Below are 17,851 nucleotides of genomic sequence, written 5' to 3'. Positions count from 1 at the left end.
AATCTATCAAATATTCATTATTTTAACATATATATTATGATATTTACAAAAAACAAACACACAAACTCATTAACTATGAAATTTCAACTTATTACACTACTCTTATTTTTTTCACTTACATCTTATACTCAGAATTTTAAAGAAATACAGCTCCCCACACCAACAAAAATAACGAACAATTTTATTGGTCCTCTTTTTCATCCCACCATTCATTATGGAGCCACTCCCGAAAATTATAATGGCAAAGTCATTGTTTTTAATCATGGGTACATTGACCTTAATCAAAGTCAGTTTTTATTCAAAAACACTTTCTATCAAGATGTCTTTAACGAAGGATATCAAGCTGTTTTTGTTGCCACTACCCGAGGAGAAGGACTTTGGACAAATGGAAAATTATTAGCTAGTGCACTGGATATAATCACTCATAAATATGGCATCCCACAGGTATATCTTATTGCGCATAGTAATGGAGGAAAAGCAGCTGAAGCAGCAATGTTTCATTATGGAAAAAAAGATAAAGTAGCCAATGTTTTTGCTTTGGGAACTCCTTTTTGGGGGACTTATCTTGCTGATATTTCACAAGTACCTCTACTAAACTGGATATGGAAGTTAACAGGATTAAACGAAGGAGCAAGAACGTCCACTACTTATTATTGCAGGGATATTGTACGACCATATTTTGACAAACACCCTAGCAATCAACCTCAAAAATTTATTTCTTTTGGAGCCTCTGGTTTTTACAATAGCTCTGTACCTATTGCTGCCCCTGTCTTTTTAGTTTCCGGAGGTGTATTACTCGCTAAGCAAGGAAGTAATGACGGAGTTGCCCCTTATAGTAGTACCTTACGTCCTAATGCCACTATTCATTTTAAAGACAAAGACCCCAACGCTATTTTTGATCATCTCGATATTAGCTTCGGTCAATTTAGCTGGAAACACATCCGTCCATATATAGAGAATGATAACAAAAGAACATTTCTGGAAACTACATCTTTAAAACCATCAACAACCTCATTAGAAAGTAACTATTACCTCATACAATCAGACAAAGAGCACCGCTTACATCTAGAAAAAAGCACCTCCAAAACACAATGGATTGATATTATTCACAAAAAAGAAAATGCTATTTTTCAAACATCAAACACACATAATAAGAAAAAAGATATCATTCCTGTACACAAAATTCCTCACAGAACGATACTACAACCTACTAAAAAAGATATGGCATTACACAGTGATTCAGCATTTATCGCCTTCGTAAAAGACGCAAATGGCCCTGTCATGTCTTTTTCTAATGAAATTTCTTCACAAAAGCCTTTTTTAGAAGTTTCATTTACTACCCCTGAAAAAGAGAAGTTTTCAGTCCCTACAAATTTCGATGTTTGGGGAGTTATTTATGATACTTCTTCAGAAGATATAAACGATCCTGAAGAGATTATTAATTTTACCAAAAACGGTAATAAATTTGTATTCGACCCTTCCGTACTACCCCATGGAGTTTATAGTATCATCATCCATGCAACTAATCATCAAAACATCAAACGAAACTTAATATCTGGCTTTGTACTCGGTAACGAGGATCCTTTTATGACTTTTAATCCAGAGAGTACAACTCCAAAAGAACAACCTAATATCGTCATCACTCCTTCTGTCATAGAAGATACAGCTACGATAAGTATTCTTACTCCGCCACCTTATGATGCTACTATCACAGTGTACACAATTCATGGACAAAAAGTACTCTCACTGCCTCTTCCGGAAAGTCAAAATAATTCATATGACATTTCTGGTCCCTTACAAAAATTACAAAGCGGAGTGTATCTTTTAAAATACGATACTCAAAAAGCAATCCGGTTTATCAAAAAGTAAATAACTCCTATACAGGCAAACAAAACTGTACAATTAGGGGTAGAATGTTAATTTTTTAAACAACTCAGCCCATTAAACCCATTGAGATTTTACAAAACATGATCCCCAATAAGAAGCATTTACTTTTATCATTCAAAATAAGGAAACTCTCATTGGCAATCGTATCATTATTTCGTACTTTCGTGCATCAGAACAAACACACTTTATGAAGAAGATACAAATGGTTGACCTAAAAGGTCAGTACGAACAAATAAAAGAACGTGTTGACTCTTCAGTCCTTGATGTTATAAACTCTTCTGCCTTTATTAACGGTCCTGAAGTACATAGTTTTCAAAAAGAACTGGAAACCTATCTGGGTGTCAAACATGTCATTCCTTGTGGTAACGGAACAGATGCCCTTCAGATCGCCATGATGGGACTTGGGTTAAAACCAGGAGATGAGGTAATTACTGCTGATTTTACTTTTGCTGCTACAGTAGAAGTCATTGCTTTGCTGCAATTAACACCTGTACTTGTCGATGTAGAACCTGATTCTTTCAATATAGATCCGGCTGCTATTCGAAAAGCAATTACTCCTAATACCAAAGCTATTGTCCCTGTTCATCTTTTTGGTCAGAGTGCCAATATGGACGAGATTATGAGTATCGCAAAAGAGCATAATTTATATGTAATTGAAGATAATGCACAAGGAATTGGTGGAGAATATAAGTTTAATAACGGAAGCATCACTAAAACCGGAGGAATCGGTCATGTGGCTTCTACTTCTTTTTTCCCCTCCAAAAATTTAGGTTGTTATGGAGATGGAGGGGCTATTTTCACAAATGACGATGATCTAGCACATACGATCAGAGGGATTGTCAATCACGGAATGTACAAACGTTATCACCATGATGTAGTGGGAGTAAACTCTAGATTAGATTCTATTCAGGCAACTATTCTTAGAGCCAAATTACCGAATTTAGATGCTTATAATATCGCCAGAAATGAAGCTGCTGAAAAATATACTAAAGCTTTTGAAGGCATCGATAACATCATTACACCTAAGATCAGCAAACCAGGAGACTACAAGGCGCATGTATTTCACCAATACACACTCCGCGTTTTAGATACAGACAGAGACGCTCTTGTTAAGCATCTCAATGCAAATGACATCCCTTGTGGAGTATATTACCCTATCCCACTACACAGTCAAAAAGCATATCAGGACGATCGCTATAATGAAGCAGATTTTCCTGTGACAAACCAATTAGTCAAAGAAGTGATTTCTCTACCAATGCATACAGAACTGGATAATGAACAAATTGGCTATATAACTAAAACAGTTATTGATTTTGTAAAAAAATAAAATCAATAAAAAACCGTTTATTTTTTTGGGTATACTGAATTCAGTATACCCAAAATAATTTTAATTCACCCCAAACACTTACCTTTTCTTTCTAAAAATGGATTCTTTCTGTATCTGTTACAATCTTGTCGACCTCGAATATGCCGATGTACCACCGCTTCCGGAAGCCTATATTGCTACGATTTCTAATCAAAAAATTGGCTATATAGAAAAACAAGCCTTACCTGAAATTCTCGATACTTATAAAATCCCCTACCTAGATACTACCCACGCCAGACTACTGGAAATTTGCCAGGCATTAAAGCCTAGTGAATTGACACTTCGTTTTCAAGTCAAAAAAAGGAAAAAAAATTACACCATTGCCGAACTGTTAACAGACAAAAAAACAAAGGAAGTGCTCCTACAATACATCCATAGAAAAATGAGCACATTTTACACCTTACTTTCTGAAAACAGGTTTCCGCTTTGTTATAATGCCAAGAGAAAAGATCACCTGGCTCCTTATATGATTACCCATCAAAGTACTGCTCTCACCCCATTGCTGACCTTTGCAAAAAAAGAACAAGGAATTGAATATTCTTTCTCCATCAAAAAAGAAGACAGACAACTTCAACCAAAAGATCACGACATTCGTATTCTACTAAACAATCCTGCCTGGATTATTCTTGACAAGCAATTAGCTGCTATCGAACATCTTAATGCGAATAAATTAAAACCTTTTTTTAAAAAAAACACCATCTCTATAGAGGAAAAACATGTAAGAACGTATTTGGATAAAATCATTCTGCCTGTTATACAAAAAATAGAGGTCATCACAGAAGGGTTTGACATCATTACTCACCAAGAGGTTACTTCATACGAACTGATTATATCTCATGATTTTATCAGAGACCTATATGTAGGCACTATTAATTACCAATATAATCAGGTTTCTTTTCGTCAGAATGACACTAAGACTTCTACTTCGGATGTACTCATAAATGAGAATAATCATATCCAGATTATCCAAACCAAAAGAAATACTGAGCAAGAAAGCAAAATCGGTCAATTACTAATCGAGAAAGGTCTTTCTCTAAGCAGTAACCTCGTATACGAACTTGTTGAAGAAAAAGATCCCTACGCCATTATGACATGGCTAGGAAACTATCAAAGACAACTGGAAAAAGAAGGATTTAAACTTCCAGAAATACATATACAGGGAAAAAAAATCCATTCCGGGACACCGTCAATCTCTATAGAAAACACCCAACAAAATGATTGGTTTGATATAAAAGGGGTTATCAGTATTGGTCACCATAACTTTCCATTTACAGACCTTATTCAACACATCAAGCAAAACAATCGCGTATTCACTATTGATGACAACACTGCATTTATCATCCCATTAGAATGGATGAATCGTTATAAAAAACTGGCTATTCACGGTAGGGCTTCCAAGAATGCTTTATCTGTAAACAAGAGTAATTATCCCTTATTAAGAGATATTATTCCTGCTGCCGAGTTTACAATTGAAGAAACCTCATTAGTCTATAGCCCCTCTTCGAAATTAAAGGCGACATTACGCCCCTATCAGGAGGAAGGTGTAAAATGGCTCATCGAACATTACAACAAAAAGCTAGGGGCTTGCCTTGCAGATGACATGGGGCTTGGAAAAACCTTGCAAACCATTGCTGTTTTGACATTCATAAAGGAACAACTTATCCCTGAAGAGAATAGTGTGCAAAAAATACAATTTGATCTGTTTAGCAGTCCCCTGGAAATCAAAACCTACCTAAAAGCGCTCATTGTCCTCCCTTCTTCATTAGTGTTCAACTGGGCTCAGGAAATCATCAAGTTTGCGCCTCATTTGAATTGTGTAAAGTACACTGGTGCTGATCGAAAAAAAATCACCCCATATGTAGAGTCTTATGACATTGTTTTATCTACCTATACTACCATCTCGAAAGATATTGAACAACTCAAAAAGTTTCAGTTTAATTATCTAATCATAGATGAAAGTCAGCAAATCAAAAACAAAGAATCCAAGCTTTTTTCGGCTATTAATAGTATCCAGACAATAAATAAAATATCTTTAAGCGGAACGCCTATAGAAAACTCTCTTGCTGATTTATGGTCTCAAATGGAATTTATCAATCCCGGAATTCTCGGAAGCTATTCTTTTTTCAAAAATCACTTTAGAATTCCTATAGAAAAACATCAGGACACAGAGAAAATCGAAGAACTAAAAGAACTAATTAATCCTTTTATCCTAAGAAGAACCAAAGAGCAAGTTGCTAAAGACCTTCCTGAAGTAAGTGAGCAAATCATTTATACCGAGATGCTTCCTCTGCAAGAAAAACAGTACGAATCAGAAAAATCCGCCGCCAGAAATCTTTTATTAGGGATAGACAATCCGTCTACTAATAAAATACACATTATCAATACCCTGACAAAGCTTCGTCAATTAGCAAATCACCCTGCTCTTATCTCTCCTGAAACCAAAGAAATCTCTGGAAAATTTACTGATGTTACCAATTATCTGATGACATTAGTTAAAGCAAACAAAAAAGTATTAGTCTTTAGTTCTTTTGTTTCTCATTTGGACATATATACATCCTGGTGCTCTCAAAATCAAATTTCGTACTGCGTCCTCACAGGACAGACAAAAAGCAGTGACAGGGAACAAATTGTCAATACTTTTCAGGAGGATGATCACCTTTCCATTTTCTTCATTTCTCTAAAAGCTGGAGGAGTAGGACTCAACCTAACCAAAGCCTCTTATGTAGTACTACTAGATCCCTGGTGGAACCCCTTTATCGAAAAACAAGCAATCGCCAGAGCACATAGAATCGGGCAGACTAAAAATGTAACCGTATCTCGTTTTATTACCAAAAATACAATTGAAGAAAAAATCATTCAACTCCAAAACAAAAAGAAATCTTTATCGGACGACATCATTATGACAGAAGGACTACCCGATTACATAGAAAATGATCTGGAAAGCATCCTGAAGTAATTACGATATGTAGTGCTATAAAACATTTATTAAAGGTGATTTTTAAATAGAATCGACCTGACTTATGATCATTAGGCAACCATTAAAAAAATCACAAAAATTCATTTACAAACACTTTTTTAACATAAATTGCAAAAACCCATAAATCCTTTTATTGAAGCTACTTGCTATTTTATTTAATACTTAATGGGCACAAACTTATTAAAACACGAAACTATGAAAGTTGTTTACACCGCACTCTTTTCTTTATGTTGTTCTGTATTAATTGCACAAGACACCTACCTCCATTGCGGAAAGGTTATTGACACTAAAAACGGTACAACGCTCTCCGAAAAAACCATTGTTATTCATGGACGTAAAATTAAAAGCATACAGAATGGATACATTGATAAAAATCACAAAGATGACATTCTTATAGATTTAAAAAACAAAACGGTATTACCCGGTCTGATTGATATGCATGTGCACCTGGAAAGTGAAACCAATCCTAATGCATATCTGGAAAAATACACCGCTAGTGAAGCCGATGTTGCTTATAACTCTGTAGGATTTGCCGAAACCACTTTACTTGCAGGTTTCACTACTGTCAGGGATCTTGGTGGTAGTGGTGTCAATATTTCTTTAAAAAAAGCAATTAACAAAGGACGAATCATAGGTCCTCGTATTTTTACCGCAGGAAAAGCATTAGCCACTACCGGAGGTCATGCAGACCCCACAAATGGCAGCAACCGAAAACTAATTGGAGATCCAGGCCCTAAAGAAGGGGTTGTTAACAGTATCGAGGATGCAAAAAAAGCCGTTAGACAGCGATATAAAAACGGAGCAGATGTTATAAAAATAACTGCTACTGGCGGAGTACTTAGCGTTGCAAAAAGTAGCTCTAACCCTCAATTCTCCATAGAAGAAATTAAAGCTATTTGCGAAACCGCCAAAGACTATGGGTTCCATGTAGCTGCCCATGCTCACGGAGATGAAGGAATGCAAAGAGCTGTTATTGGCGGAGTAAAAACCATTGAACACGGTACTTTAATGAGTGAAAAAACAATGGATCTAATGAAACAATATGACGCTTACCTGGTTCCTACTATTACAGCAGGAAAAGAAGTAACCGATAAAGCAAAAATTGACGGATATTATCCTGCGATCATTGTCCCTAAAGCATTAGAAATTGGTCCCAAAATTCAAAACACATTTGGCAAAGCCTATAAAAGAGGAGTTGGGATCGCTTTTGGTACTGATGCCGGCGTATTTAAGCACGGGAATAATGGAAAAGAATTCGAATATATGGTAGAAGCAGGAATGCCCGCTATGGAAACCCTCCAAAGTGCAACTATCACTAATGCCAAAATTCTTCATATGGAAAATCAGCTAGGGCAAATTACTCCTGGGTTTATTGCTGATATTATTGCTGTAAATGACGATCCTATCAAAAAAATCTCAACTATGGAGCATGTCACTTTTGTAATGAAAGAAGGAAAGATATACAAATCAGAATAAATAAACATTCATCTTATAAATATAAAAAGCCCTTTCTAACAATAGAAAGGGCTTTTTATATTATACATTTGATTGATTTATACAGCCGCAGAAGCTGTTTCTACCGACCTTTCTATTTTCTTAACTAGTCCTTGTAAAACTTTACCTGGTCCTATTTCTGTAAAGACAGTAGCCCCATCAGCAATCATATGCTGTACACTTTGTGTCCATTTTACCGGAGCTGTTAACTGAGCAATCAGATTCTTTTTAATCTCATTAGCATCAGTAACCGCTGTTGTCGGTACATTTTGATAGATAGGACATTTTGGAGTATTAAACACCGTATCTTCAATAGCAGCTGCCAATTCTTCTCTTGCCGGTTCCATCAATGGAGAATGAAATGCTCCTCCTACAGGTAATACCAATGCTCGTTTAGCCCCCTTCTCCTTCATATATTCACATGCTTTTTCGATCGCTGGTATTTCTCCTGAAATTACTAGCTGCCCAGGGCAATTGTAATTAGCAGGAACTACAATTCCATCAATAACAGCACACCCCTCTTCTACTACAGCATCTTCTAACCCTAACACTGCAGCCATTGTAGAAGGTTTTAATTCACATGCTTTTTGCATCGCTAAAGCTCTTTTAGACACCAAACGCAATGCATCTTCAAATTCTAATACTCCATTTGCTACCAAGGCAGAAAACTCTCCCAGAGAATGCCCTGCTACCATATCTGGATTAAAAGATGCCCCCATAACCTTACTCAAAATTACAGAATGTAAAAATATAGCAGGTTGGGTAACTTTAGTTTGTTGTAATTCTTCTTTTGTTCCTTCAAACATGATCTTAGTAATTTCAAATCCTAAAATCTCATTTGCTTTATGAAATAGCGTTTTCGCTAATTCCGAATTTTCATATAAATCAAGTCCCATTCCTGAGAACTGTGCTCCTTGACCTGGAAATACATATGCATTCATATAGTATTGTTTAATTTTTAGCAAAAGTAATGTAAAAGTTATAAAACAGACAAATCGAAAATTCAGATTCCTTACAAACAAGACTCGTTATAGCGTACAACAAACGTTTCAGGACAGATACTGTGCTACGAATAGGAATCCACAATTTTTTTTGCAGACAAATAATATCCTTGTCCAAATAAATTCAAATGTACCAGAATGTAATACAACTGCCAGATTTTAATTCTTTCTTCCCATTTATTCTCTAATGGGAAAATCTCATTATACCTTTCAAACACCTGCATATCAAATCCGCCAAACAACTGCATCATGCTTATATCCATCTCCCTTGATCCATAACACACTGCCGGATCTATCAAACACGGAGCTCCCACTTCATTAACAATAAAATTTCCACTCCATAAATCTCCATGAATGAGTGAAGGGGGTTCTTGCGGAATTTCATTCTCCAGATTTTTATAAAACGTCGCTACTCCAGCAAATAAATATCCCTTTTTTTGCGCTAATTTGAACTGAGGAAATAATCGTTGTTCTATAAAAAAAGTTACCGGATCTGATTGCCAGTCATTATATTGATGAAGACTTCCTATATAATTATCAAAAGACAATCCAAACAGCCAATTGGTCTGTTGATGGATACGTGCTAATTGTTCTGCAAATAAGTTCCAGAAATTAGTCGCTGGTGCAACAGAAGCTATATAGGTTACTAATAAAAAAGAAAATTGTCCAAAGTTACCCTCATAGATAACATCAGGAACGTTTACCCCGTCTACTGCTTTTAATAATTGCAACCCCTTTGCTTCTTTTTGAAACATCCCGGGAAAAGTGGCTTTATCATTTATTTTAGCCACATACCCCTCTTGATCGACCTGCAATAAATACACCTGATTAATATCCCCTCCGGATAAGGGCATATGTGCTGTTATTTTTTTTGACAAAACAACCTCAAAATGAGCTATCAAATTTTCGGGGAGCAAGAATCTTTATTTTTTCTTATAAGTAAGGTATGTAAATGCATATTGATGGCGATCATCTGTTTCGTGTCGTTCTTCCTCGACTACTTCCCAGATATTCGTATCTATTAATGGAAAAAAAGCATCTGCTTCAAAGGTTCCATGAACTCTGGTTAACTCTATACAATCGGCAAATTCCATACCTATTGCATAAATCTCTCCTCCTCCAATAATAAAGGGTTGAGAATCATTTTTGGCAATCTCTAAGGCCGCTTCCATCGAATGAACAACAATAGCACCTTCTGCCTCATATTCCGTATTTCTGGTAATTACCACATGTACTCTATTAGGCAAAGGTTTGGGAAATGATTCGAATGTCTTTCTTCCCATGATGATATGATGTCCTGTTGTTAGTGTTTTGAATCGTTTGAAATCATCTGGAAGGTGCCAGACCAGGTCATTATCTTTTCCCAATGCATTATTTTCTGCCGCAGCAGCAATCATTGTAATCATAGTTTTTACGTGTTTTCTGGTGTTTGAGGCGGCTGAGGTTTTTGAGATTTTTCTACCATCAAATCCTCCTTTTTTTTTAGCAATTCTTCTTTGGGATGCATTAGGTCAACCTCTCGTTGTATTTGCGCAATTTCTTTTTTTTGTTCCGCTATAAGGCGTTCCATTTGACGATCAGTCCAATCTTTTCCCATAAACTTGCTAAATAACCAAACATTACAAAAATGAAGAACAAACAGAAAAGACCAAAAAAGAATCGCAAAAACAAACCAGTCTGTATCCAGAAAAGTTATTTCTTTTCCAAATCCCAATACAAGATTAAATATGATTAAAAAAAGAGAACCTACTATAAAGATTACAAAGTGTTGAAACAGCCTTTTTTTCTGTACAACTCGCTTCCGAGCATGTTCGTATAATTCTCTCTGCAAAGGATCAATCCCAGCAATCTCCTTCTTTCTTGAAAACATCCTAATGGTATATTATAATTCTCAAGTAAATATACTAGTTTTTACTAAAAATCCAGTATACTCTATTGACCTTACCTACACACGAAACAAATTAGATCCCAACTTAATTTGTATCCGAGTAGTTCACAGATATTTTTGATTAATAAAGAAAGAAGTATTTTTATACGATACGCTGTTGATTTAGTAGATTAATACGGGATATTTATGAAGTGAATTAAGTAGCACTACTACTTATAAAAAACCTAGCTAATTTATGAATGCAATCAAATTTTGGGCTTCACAAAGGTTATTGGTACAGTAAAAGCAATTGCAATCGGCTTTTGCCCCCATTTTGCCGGTTCCATTTTTGGAAGTGCTCTAATAATTCTAATTGCTTCTCTCTGCAAATAACGATGTGCTCCTGTTACCTCAAGAACTTCAACTTTTCCTTTTTTGTTAATGATAAATTCTACGGTAACTGTTCCGCTTAATCCATCTTTTAAAGCGATATCCGGATATTGAAAATTCCTGATAATATGATCTCTTAATTTATTATCAAAACACTTAATAGGTGTTTGTCTGGATCGATCACATCTGGGCCAAATTGGGGTAATCCCTTTTTCATTAGCATTTTCTCTGGATAGTATTATATTATCCTGAGCATACGAAGCCATCGTCATACAGACAAGAGCAAAGAATAGAAGTAGTTTGTTCATAATAATTCAGTTTAAATTTAGGGTTAGACTGCGACTTTTCCCTTAATATGTGGGTGTGGGTCATAGTTCTCTAAGATGAAATCATCAAAAACAAAGCCAAAAATATCTTTAACCTCTGGGTTTATTTTAATTACGGGTAATTTTTTGGGGTTTCTAGACAACTGTAACTCCAATTGTTGGGTATGATTATTATAAATATGTGCATCTCCTAAGGTATGCACAAATTCTCCATATTCATAACCACAAACCTGCGCTATCATCATTGTTAATAATGCATAAGAAGCAATATTAAAAGGAACTCCTAAAAAAATATCCGCACTTCGTTGATATAACTGACAAGACAACTTACCATCTGCCACATAAAATTGAAAAAAAGCATGACATGGAGGGAGTGCTGCTTTTCCGTTTGCAACATTTTCTGAAAAAGAAACAGTAGTATCTGGCATTACACTAGGATTCCAAGCAGAAACTAGCATTCTTCTACTATCCGGATTTTTCTTTAGTGTTTCTACCACCTCTTTGATCTGGTCAACTCCCGTACCATCCCAATTTCTCCATTGATGACCATAAACAGGTCCTAAATCGCCATTTTCATCTGCCCACTCATTCCATATTCGGACACCGTTATCTTGTAAATACTTTACATTCGTATCTCCCTTTAAAAACCATAATAACTCATGAACAATAGATTTAAAATGTATTTTTTTTGTCGTAACCATAGGGAAACCTTCACTTAGATCAAAACGCATCTGATAGCCAAATACACTTTTGGTTCCTGTACCTGTACGGTCTCCTTTTTCATTTCCATTCTCCATCACATGACGGACAAGATCAAGATACTGCTTCATAATTTCTGATTACAACTTTTTAAATCGAGTAGTGTTATTACTATATTTCCAAATATACAAAAAATTGCAAATGAAGCTATTTTCAACTCCTTGATTATTCCCTTAGAAAAGAATATTTTTTAACAATTTATTAAGAAAGTGTTAATTACCCAAGAATCATCCCTGCAATAGTGGCTGACAACAGAGAAGCTAACGTTCCTCCTATCAAGGCTTTCATACCAAATTCTGATAAATTTTTGCGCTGTTTTGGTGCCAGAGAACCAATTCCTCCGATCTGTATCCCAATAGAAGCAAAATTAGCAAAGCCGCACAACATATACGTAGCCATGATGATCGACTTATTATAAGTAAGATGAAGAACATTCCCTGGATTTTTTAAATCCGCTAATTGAATATACCCTACAAATTCACTTGCCGCGAGCTTCACTCCTAATAACTGGCCCATCAACATCATATCCTCTTTTGCTACTCCAATCAGCCACATAAGAGGGGCAAAAACAATTCCTAATATCGCTTCGAGAGAAAGCGCTTTATACGGAGTTACTGATGCGATTATTCCATTAAGAGTTGTCACCTCACCTACCCAGGTCAACACTCCATTAAGCATGGCTATCATTGCCACAAAAACCAACAACATCGCTCCAACATTCGCTGCCAGTTTCAAACCTTCTGTAGTACCATTAGCTATAGCATCCAGAATATTTGCTCCTATTTTATCCTGGGTAACTTCTATATTAGAATCTATTTTTTCTGTTTGCGGATATAAAATTTTAGAGATCACTACTGCCCCGGGAGCTGCCATTACTGAAGCCGCCAAAAGGTGTTTTGCAAAAACCAACCTCAATGCTTCATCACTACCTCCTAGAAAACCGATATAAGCCGCCAAGACTCCTCCTGCAACTGTAGCCATCCCTCCAATCATAACAAGCAGGATTTCGGAACGATTCATTTTTTCTAAATACGCTTTAATCATCAACGGTGCCTCAGTCTGTCCCAGAAAGATATTCCCTGCCACACTCAAACTTTCTGCTCCGGATATCTTTAACAACTTAGTCAAACCCCATGCTAATGCCTGAACTATCTTTTGGATGATTCCCAAATAAAACAACAAAGAAGTCAGTGCTGAAAAGAAAATAATAGTGGGCAATACCTGAAAAATAAAAATGAACCCGTAGGAAGAAACATCCATAATGCCTCCCAGTAAAAACTCACTACCAACAACTGTATAATTAAGAACTGCAACAAATAAACCTCCTACAAACTCAAAAAACTGCTGAACAAAACTTATTTTAAGTACCCCAAAAGCTAACAGCAATTGTGCTACCAAACCAATCACTACCGTTCTCCAATTAATTGCTTTTCTGTTACTGCTAAACAAAAATGCTATCAACAACAAAACGACCATCCCTAAGACTCCCCTCCATAGACTGGTAAAGGAAAAACCTTGATTAGGTATGATTGTATCAGCATTTGATTTCAAATTAATATAATCGGGATGCTTTGAAGAAATCAAGGAAACTACCTTGTTCCCTATTTTGATTTTCATAGAAATAGGAGATTCTTCGATCACTTCATAATAAACATCAATTACCTTAGGTACTTTTTGCTTACATACAAGCAACTTATTATTTTGAATCCAATACCCACTGGTGAAGACTTTATTCACTAAGAAACTGTATGTTCCATCTGCTTTGAATTCAATAAAATCTTTTCCTTTATTCACCACATTCTCTGATGCAACAACATCAGGATATGAAACATAAGAAACAGAGCTTACTACTTGCCAAAAATTGGTTCGGGAAGTCTGTTCTTTTTTTTTGACAGAAGGTGTAATATCTGATTGCGCAGCTTGTACCGTAGGTAACAATACTGCACACAGTATGAACAGAAATGCAAAAAAACCTTTCTTCATAAATTGAAAATCATTAAAATATCGGACAAAAGCTAACAGACAGCTATCTATCCTCGTTTAGAAATTTCATCTCGGATTCTGGCAGCAAGTTCATAGTCTTCATTTCCTACTGCTTGCTCTAACAGTCTGGTAAGTTCTTCTAAAGATAAATCCTGATATCCTGCTTCCTTTCCTTCCAATTCAACTTCTTCGGATATTAATTCATCCATATCCAATCCTGAAGCATCTTCATTCCCTTCATCCTTTTTAGGATTTACTTTTAAATAAATTCCTGCCTGATCTAAGATGTTTTTATACGTAAATATAGGTGCCTGAAAGCGAAGAGCTAAGGCAATGGCATCGCTTGTTCTCGCATCAATAATCTCCTCAATTTTATCTCTTTCACAGATAATACTTGAATAAAAAACACCATCAACCAGCTTATGAATAATCACTTGTTTTACCACAATATCAAATCGATCTGCGAAATTTTTAAACAAGTCATGCGTCAATGGTCTGGGAGGTTTGATTTCTTTCTCCAAAGCAATTGCAATTGATTGCGCTTCAAACGCACCAATAACAACCGGCAACTTTCGTTCTCCATCTACTTCGCTCAAGATAAGAGCATACGCACCATTTTGCGTCTGACTATATGATATTCCTTTTATATTTAGGCGGACTAAGCTCATGCATGAAATTTATTAACAAAAAAAAGGCTGTTTGAACAAACGGACTTAAAAATTAGTTCAAACAGCCCTTACGTGGGCACAATTTATGAAAATTATGCGTTATTCGCTTTAAATTCCTTTAATTTTTCTATAAGTTTTGGCACAACTTCGAATGCATCTCCTACGATTCCATAATCAGCGGCCTTAAAAAACGGAGCTTCTGGATCATTGTTGATCACCACTTTAACTTTACTAGAGTTTATTCCTGCCAAATGCTGAATTGCTCCAGAAATACCTACTGCAATATACAGGTTAGATGCTACCGGTTTTCCTGTTTGTCCTACGTGCTCTCCATGTGGTCTCCATCCCATATCACTTACAGGCTTAGAACACGCCGTTGCAGCACCAAGAACATCTGCCAACCCTTCTATCATCCCCCAGTTTTCAGGGCCTTTTAACCCTCTTCCTCCTGATACTACCACTTCTGCATCTGCTATAGAAACTTTATCAGTTGCTTTATCTACAGCAGTAACATGTACTGAGAAATTCTCATCCCCAACAGCTGGTTCAAAATTTTCTACTGCTGCAGAAACTTCATTTTCTATAATTCCGAAAGCATTACTAGAAAGTCCTATCAGCTTTACATCTGAAGAAATCTCAACAACACCAAATGCCTTATTAGAAAAAGCTGTTCTTTTCACCTTAAAAGGAGCTGTACTTTCTGGAAGAGCCACTACATTCGAAGCATATCCTGCATTCAGATTTACCGCCAAAGCAGGAGCAACAAATTTACTATCAATACTAGATCCTACTACCACTACAGTTGCATTTTCTTTTTCTGCGGCCTGCTTTATAACTTCTGCATATGCTTTTGCACTAAATTGCTCTAAATTACCAGATGATACATTTAAAACTTTATCCACTCCATAACGTCCTAGCTCCTCATTATTACTTGCATTAATACTTACTGCAGTCACTGTAGTTCCCAACATGCTTGCTACTTCTTTTGCATATGAAGCAACTTCAAAGGCGGCTTTCTTAAAGTTACCTCCTTCGCTTTCTGTATATACTAAAACTGACATATTTTTTTAAATATTTTATACCAGCACATTACTGGTTATTTTTTATTGATTTACTGTAATTTTTTTGTGATTTCTTAGATCACTTTAGCTTCGTTATGAAGAAGGTCTACTAATTCTCCAATGTTATCCGGAGAAACTAAAGTTACATCTCCTTTTGGCGCTGGCTTCTCGAACTGAACAGTTTTCACTCCTTCTTCAGCTGCAACTGGATCTACCACTGTTAACGGTTTTTTACGAGCCATCATAATCCCTCTCATATTTGGAATTCTAAGATCACTTTCTTCAACCAATCCTTTTTGACCTCCAACAATCAAAGGTAATTTTGCCGTTGCAGTTTCTTTTCCACCGTCAACTTCTCTAGTTACAGTTGCTGTATCTCCTTCTACTTCCAACCCGATGCAAGTATTCACAAAATTAGCCCCGGTTAATGCAGCTAGCATTCCTGGAACCATTCCTCCGTTATAATCGATAGACTCTCTTCCTGCTATCACCAAATCATACCCTCCGTCTTTCACTACTTTCTCTAACTGCTTTGCTACAAAAAAACCATCTGTTGCCTCTGCGTTTACACGAATTGCGTTATCAGCTCCTATTGCTAAAGCTTTTCTTAAAGTAGGCTCTGTTTCTGCTCCTCCTACATTCACCACATCTACAGAAGCCCCTTGTTTCTCTTTAAACCACATCGCTCTTGTCAATCCAAATTCATCATTTGGGTTAATCACAAATTGCACACCGTTAGTATCGAACTTAGTATCTCCCTCCGAAAAATTTATCTTAGAAGTAGTATCCGGCACATGGCTTATACAAACTAATATTTTCATTTTATATCGTTGTTTTTTTTATTATTTGACATTATGGACGAAAGTACAAATAAAAACTTTAAAATACTATGCATGCATAATAATTTTTTAAGGTTTCGGTTTCCTCTAAAAAGGATTAATTGCTACTTTTGCCAACTACGTTGTAGCACAAAAATAATTATTTTATAAATGAAAACAATACAGTTCAGAGAAGCAATTTGTGAAGCCATGAGCGAGGAAATGCGCCGTGATGATTCTATTTTTTTAATGGGTGAAGAAGTCGCAGAATACAATGGAGCCTACAAGGCTAGTAAAGGAATGCTTGACGAATTCGGACCTGATCGAGTGATTGACACTCCTATTTCTGAACTTGGGTTTGCCGGAATTGCTGTTGGAAGCGCCATGAATGGAAACAGACCTATTGTAGAGTTTATGACCTTCAATTTCTCATTAGTAGGAATTGATCAAATCATTAACAATGCTGCTAAAATGCGCCAAATGAGTGGAGGACAATTCAATATTCCTATCGTTTTTAGAGGACCGACTGCTTCTGCAGGACAACTTGGTGCCACCCACTCTCAAGCTTTTGAAAACTGGTTCGCCAATACACCTGGATTAAAAGTTGTCGTGCCTTCTAACCCTAAAGATGCTAAAGGACTTCTTAAATCTGCTATTAGAGATGATGATCCGGTTATCTTTATGGAAAGTGAGCAAATGTACGGTGATAAGGCAGAAGTACCAGAAGGAGAATACACCATTCCTCTAGGTGTCGCTGATATCAAAAGAGAAGGAACAGATGTCACTATAGTTTCTTTTGGAAAAATAATTAAAGAAGCTTACAAAGCTGCTGATCAACTAGCGAAAGACAACATTTCTTGTGAGATCATCGATTTGAGAACCGTTCGCCCGTTAGATTTTGAAGCCATTTTTACTTCTGTAAAAAAGACTAACCGATTAATTATACTAGAAGAAGCTTGGCCTTTTGCTAATGTAGCTTCAGAAATCACTTATCAGGTACAAGCTACTATTTTTGATCATCTGGATGCTCCAATCATAAAAATAAACACTGCTGATACACCTACACCATATTCTCCTGTATTATTAGAAGAATGGCTACCTAATAGTGAAGATGTTGTTAAAGCTGTCACAAAAGTAATGTACAAATAAAATAAAGTATATTAATTTGCGTCTTCGCGCAATCATATAAGCTGTAATCATTTGTTATGTAACTACAGATTTATTATCGAGAAACATACAACCTATGACGACACA

At 36.1% G+C, this 17,851-nt stretch carries 15 protein-coding genes; 5 read left to right on the top strand and 10 right to left on the bottom strand.

The window, feature by feature from the left end; translation table 11 throughout:
* Positions 1 to 75: 75 nt before the first annotated feature.
* From HN014_RS10150 to HN014_RS10135, 4 genes are all read left to right on the top strand, one after another.
* Positions 76 to 1,869, top strand: coding sequence for a T9SS type A sorting domain-containing protein (locus tag HN014_RS10150; RefSeq protein WP_176028769.1), 1,794 nt, complete (start codon positions 76 to 78; stop codon positions 1,867 to 1,869).
* Positions 1,870 to 2,074: 205 nt separating this feature from the next.
* A complete protein-coding gene (locus HN014_RS10145) occupies positions 2,075 to 3,214 on the top strand; it encodes a DegT/DnrJ/EryC1/StrS aminotransferase family protein (RefSeq protein WP_176028768.1) in 1,140 nt (379 codons plus the stop codon).
* Positions 3,215 to 3,311: 97 nt separating this feature from the next.
* Positions 3,312 to 6,209 (top strand): DEAD/DEAH box helicase, encoded by a 2,898-nt coding sequence (locus HN014_RS10140; RefSeq protein ID WP_176028767.1) that lies wholly within the window; start codon positions 3,312 to 3,314, stop codon positions 6,207 to 6,209.
* 216 nt (positions 6,210 to 6,425) lie between these two features.
* Entirely contained in the window at positions 6,426 to 7,706 is a 1,281-nt protein-coding gene (locus HN014_RS10135) for an amidohydrolase family protein (protein ID WP_176028766.1), read from the top strand.
* 77 nt (positions 7,707 to 7,783) lie between these two features.
* Here HN014_RS10135 and fabD read toward each other — a convergent pair whose 3' ends face one another.
* The 10 genes from fabD to HN014_RS10085 all read right to left on the bottom strand — a co-directional run bounded on the left by fabD (position 7,784) and on the right by HN014_RS10085 (position 16,600).
* Positions 7,784 to 8,665: an ACP S-malonyltransferase gene (gene fabD / locus HN014_RS10130; protein ID WP_176028765.1), complete on the bottom strand. Its 882-nt coding sequence runs from the start codon at positions 8,663 to 8,665 to the stop codon at positions 7,784 to 7,786.
* A gap of 125 nt (positions 8,666 to 8,790) precedes the next feature.
* Complete coding sequence (locus HN014_RS10125) at positions 8,791 to 9,642, bottom strand: fructosamine kinase family protein (protein ID WP_254884124.1); 852 nt, start codon at positions 9,640 to 9,642, stop codon at positions 8,791 to 8,793.
* Between the two features lie 6 nt (positions 9,643 to 9,648).
* Complete coding sequence (locus HN014_RS10120; RefSeq protein ID WP_176028764.1) at positions 9,649 to 10,131, bottom strand: dihydrofolate reductase; 483 nt, start codon at positions 10,129 to 10,131, stop codon at positions 9,649 to 9,651.
* Positions 10,132 to 10,136: 5 nt separating this feature from the next.
* Positions 10,137 to 10,595 (bottom strand): 2TM domain-containing protein, encoded by a 459-nt coding sequence (locus HN014_RS10115; RefSeq protein ID WP_176028763.1) that lies wholly within the window; start codon positions 10,593 to 10,595, stop codon positions 10,137 to 10,139.
* A gap of 263 nt (positions 10,596 to 10,858) precedes the next feature.
* A complete protein-coding gene (locus HN014_RS10110) occupies positions 10,859 to 11,290 on the bottom strand; it encodes an energy transducer TonB (protein ID WP_176028762.1) in 432 nt (143 codons plus the stop codon).
* Between the two features lie 23 nt (positions 11,291 to 11,313).
* On the bottom strand, positions 11,314 to 12,138 hold the full coding sequence (locus HN014_RS10105) for a thymidylate synthase (protein WP_176028761.1): 825 nt from the start codon (positions 12,136 to 12,138) through the stop codon (positions 11,314 to 11,316).
* Positions 12,139 to 12,283: 145 nt separating this feature from the next.
* Positions 12,284 to 14,050 carry a NupC/NupG family nucleoside CNT transporter gene (locus tag HN014_RS10100; protein ID WP_176028760.1) on the bottom strand — a complete coding sequence of 589 codons (1,767 nt, stop codon included), beginning with the start codon at positions 14,048 to 14,050 and terminating at the stop codon, positions 12,284 to 12,286.
* 47 nt (positions 14,051 to 14,097) lie between these two features.
* Positions 14,098 to 14,718, bottom strand: a complete 621-nt coding sequence (locus HN014_RS10095) for a bifunctional nuclease family protein (protein ID WP_176028759.1) — start codon at positions 14,716 to 14,718, stop codon at positions 14,098 to 14,100.
* A gap of 92 nt (positions 14,719 to 14,810) precedes the next feature.
* On the bottom strand, positions 14,811 to 15,779 hold the full coding sequence (locus HN014_RS10090; protein ID WP_176028758.1) for an electron transfer flavoprotein subunit alpha/FixB family protein: 969 nt from the start codon (positions 15,777 to 15,779) through the stop codon (positions 14,811 to 14,813).
* Positions 15,780 to 15,853: 74 nt separating this feature from the next.
* On the bottom strand, positions 15,854 to 16,600 hold the full coding sequence (locus HN014_RS10085; RefSeq protein ID WP_176028757.1) for an electron transfer flavoprotein subunit beta/FixA family protein: 747 nt from the start codon (positions 16,598 to 16,600) through the stop codon (positions 15,854 to 15,856).
* Positions 16,601 to 16,768: 168 nt separating this feature from the next.
* Between HN014_RS10085 and HN014_RS10080 the strand changes: the two genes are divergently transcribed.
* Positions 16,769 to 17,746: a pyruvate dehydrogenase complex E1 component subunit beta gene (locus HN014_RS10080; RefSeq protein WP_176028756.1), complete on the top strand. Its 978-nt coding sequence runs from the start codon at positions 16,769 to 16,771 to the stop codon at positions 17,744 to 17,746.
* Positions 17,747 to 17,851 lie beyond the last annotated feature (105 nt).

The organism is Aquimarina sp. TRL1 (genome assembly GCF_013365535.1).
Taxonomy (GTDB): domain Bacteria; phylum Bacteroidota; class Bacteroidia; order Flavobacteriales; family Flavobacteriaceae; genus Aquimarina; species Aquimarina hainanensis.
Note: the sequence above shows the minus strand (reverse complement) of the source record. Positions and strands in the feature narration are given on the sequence as shown.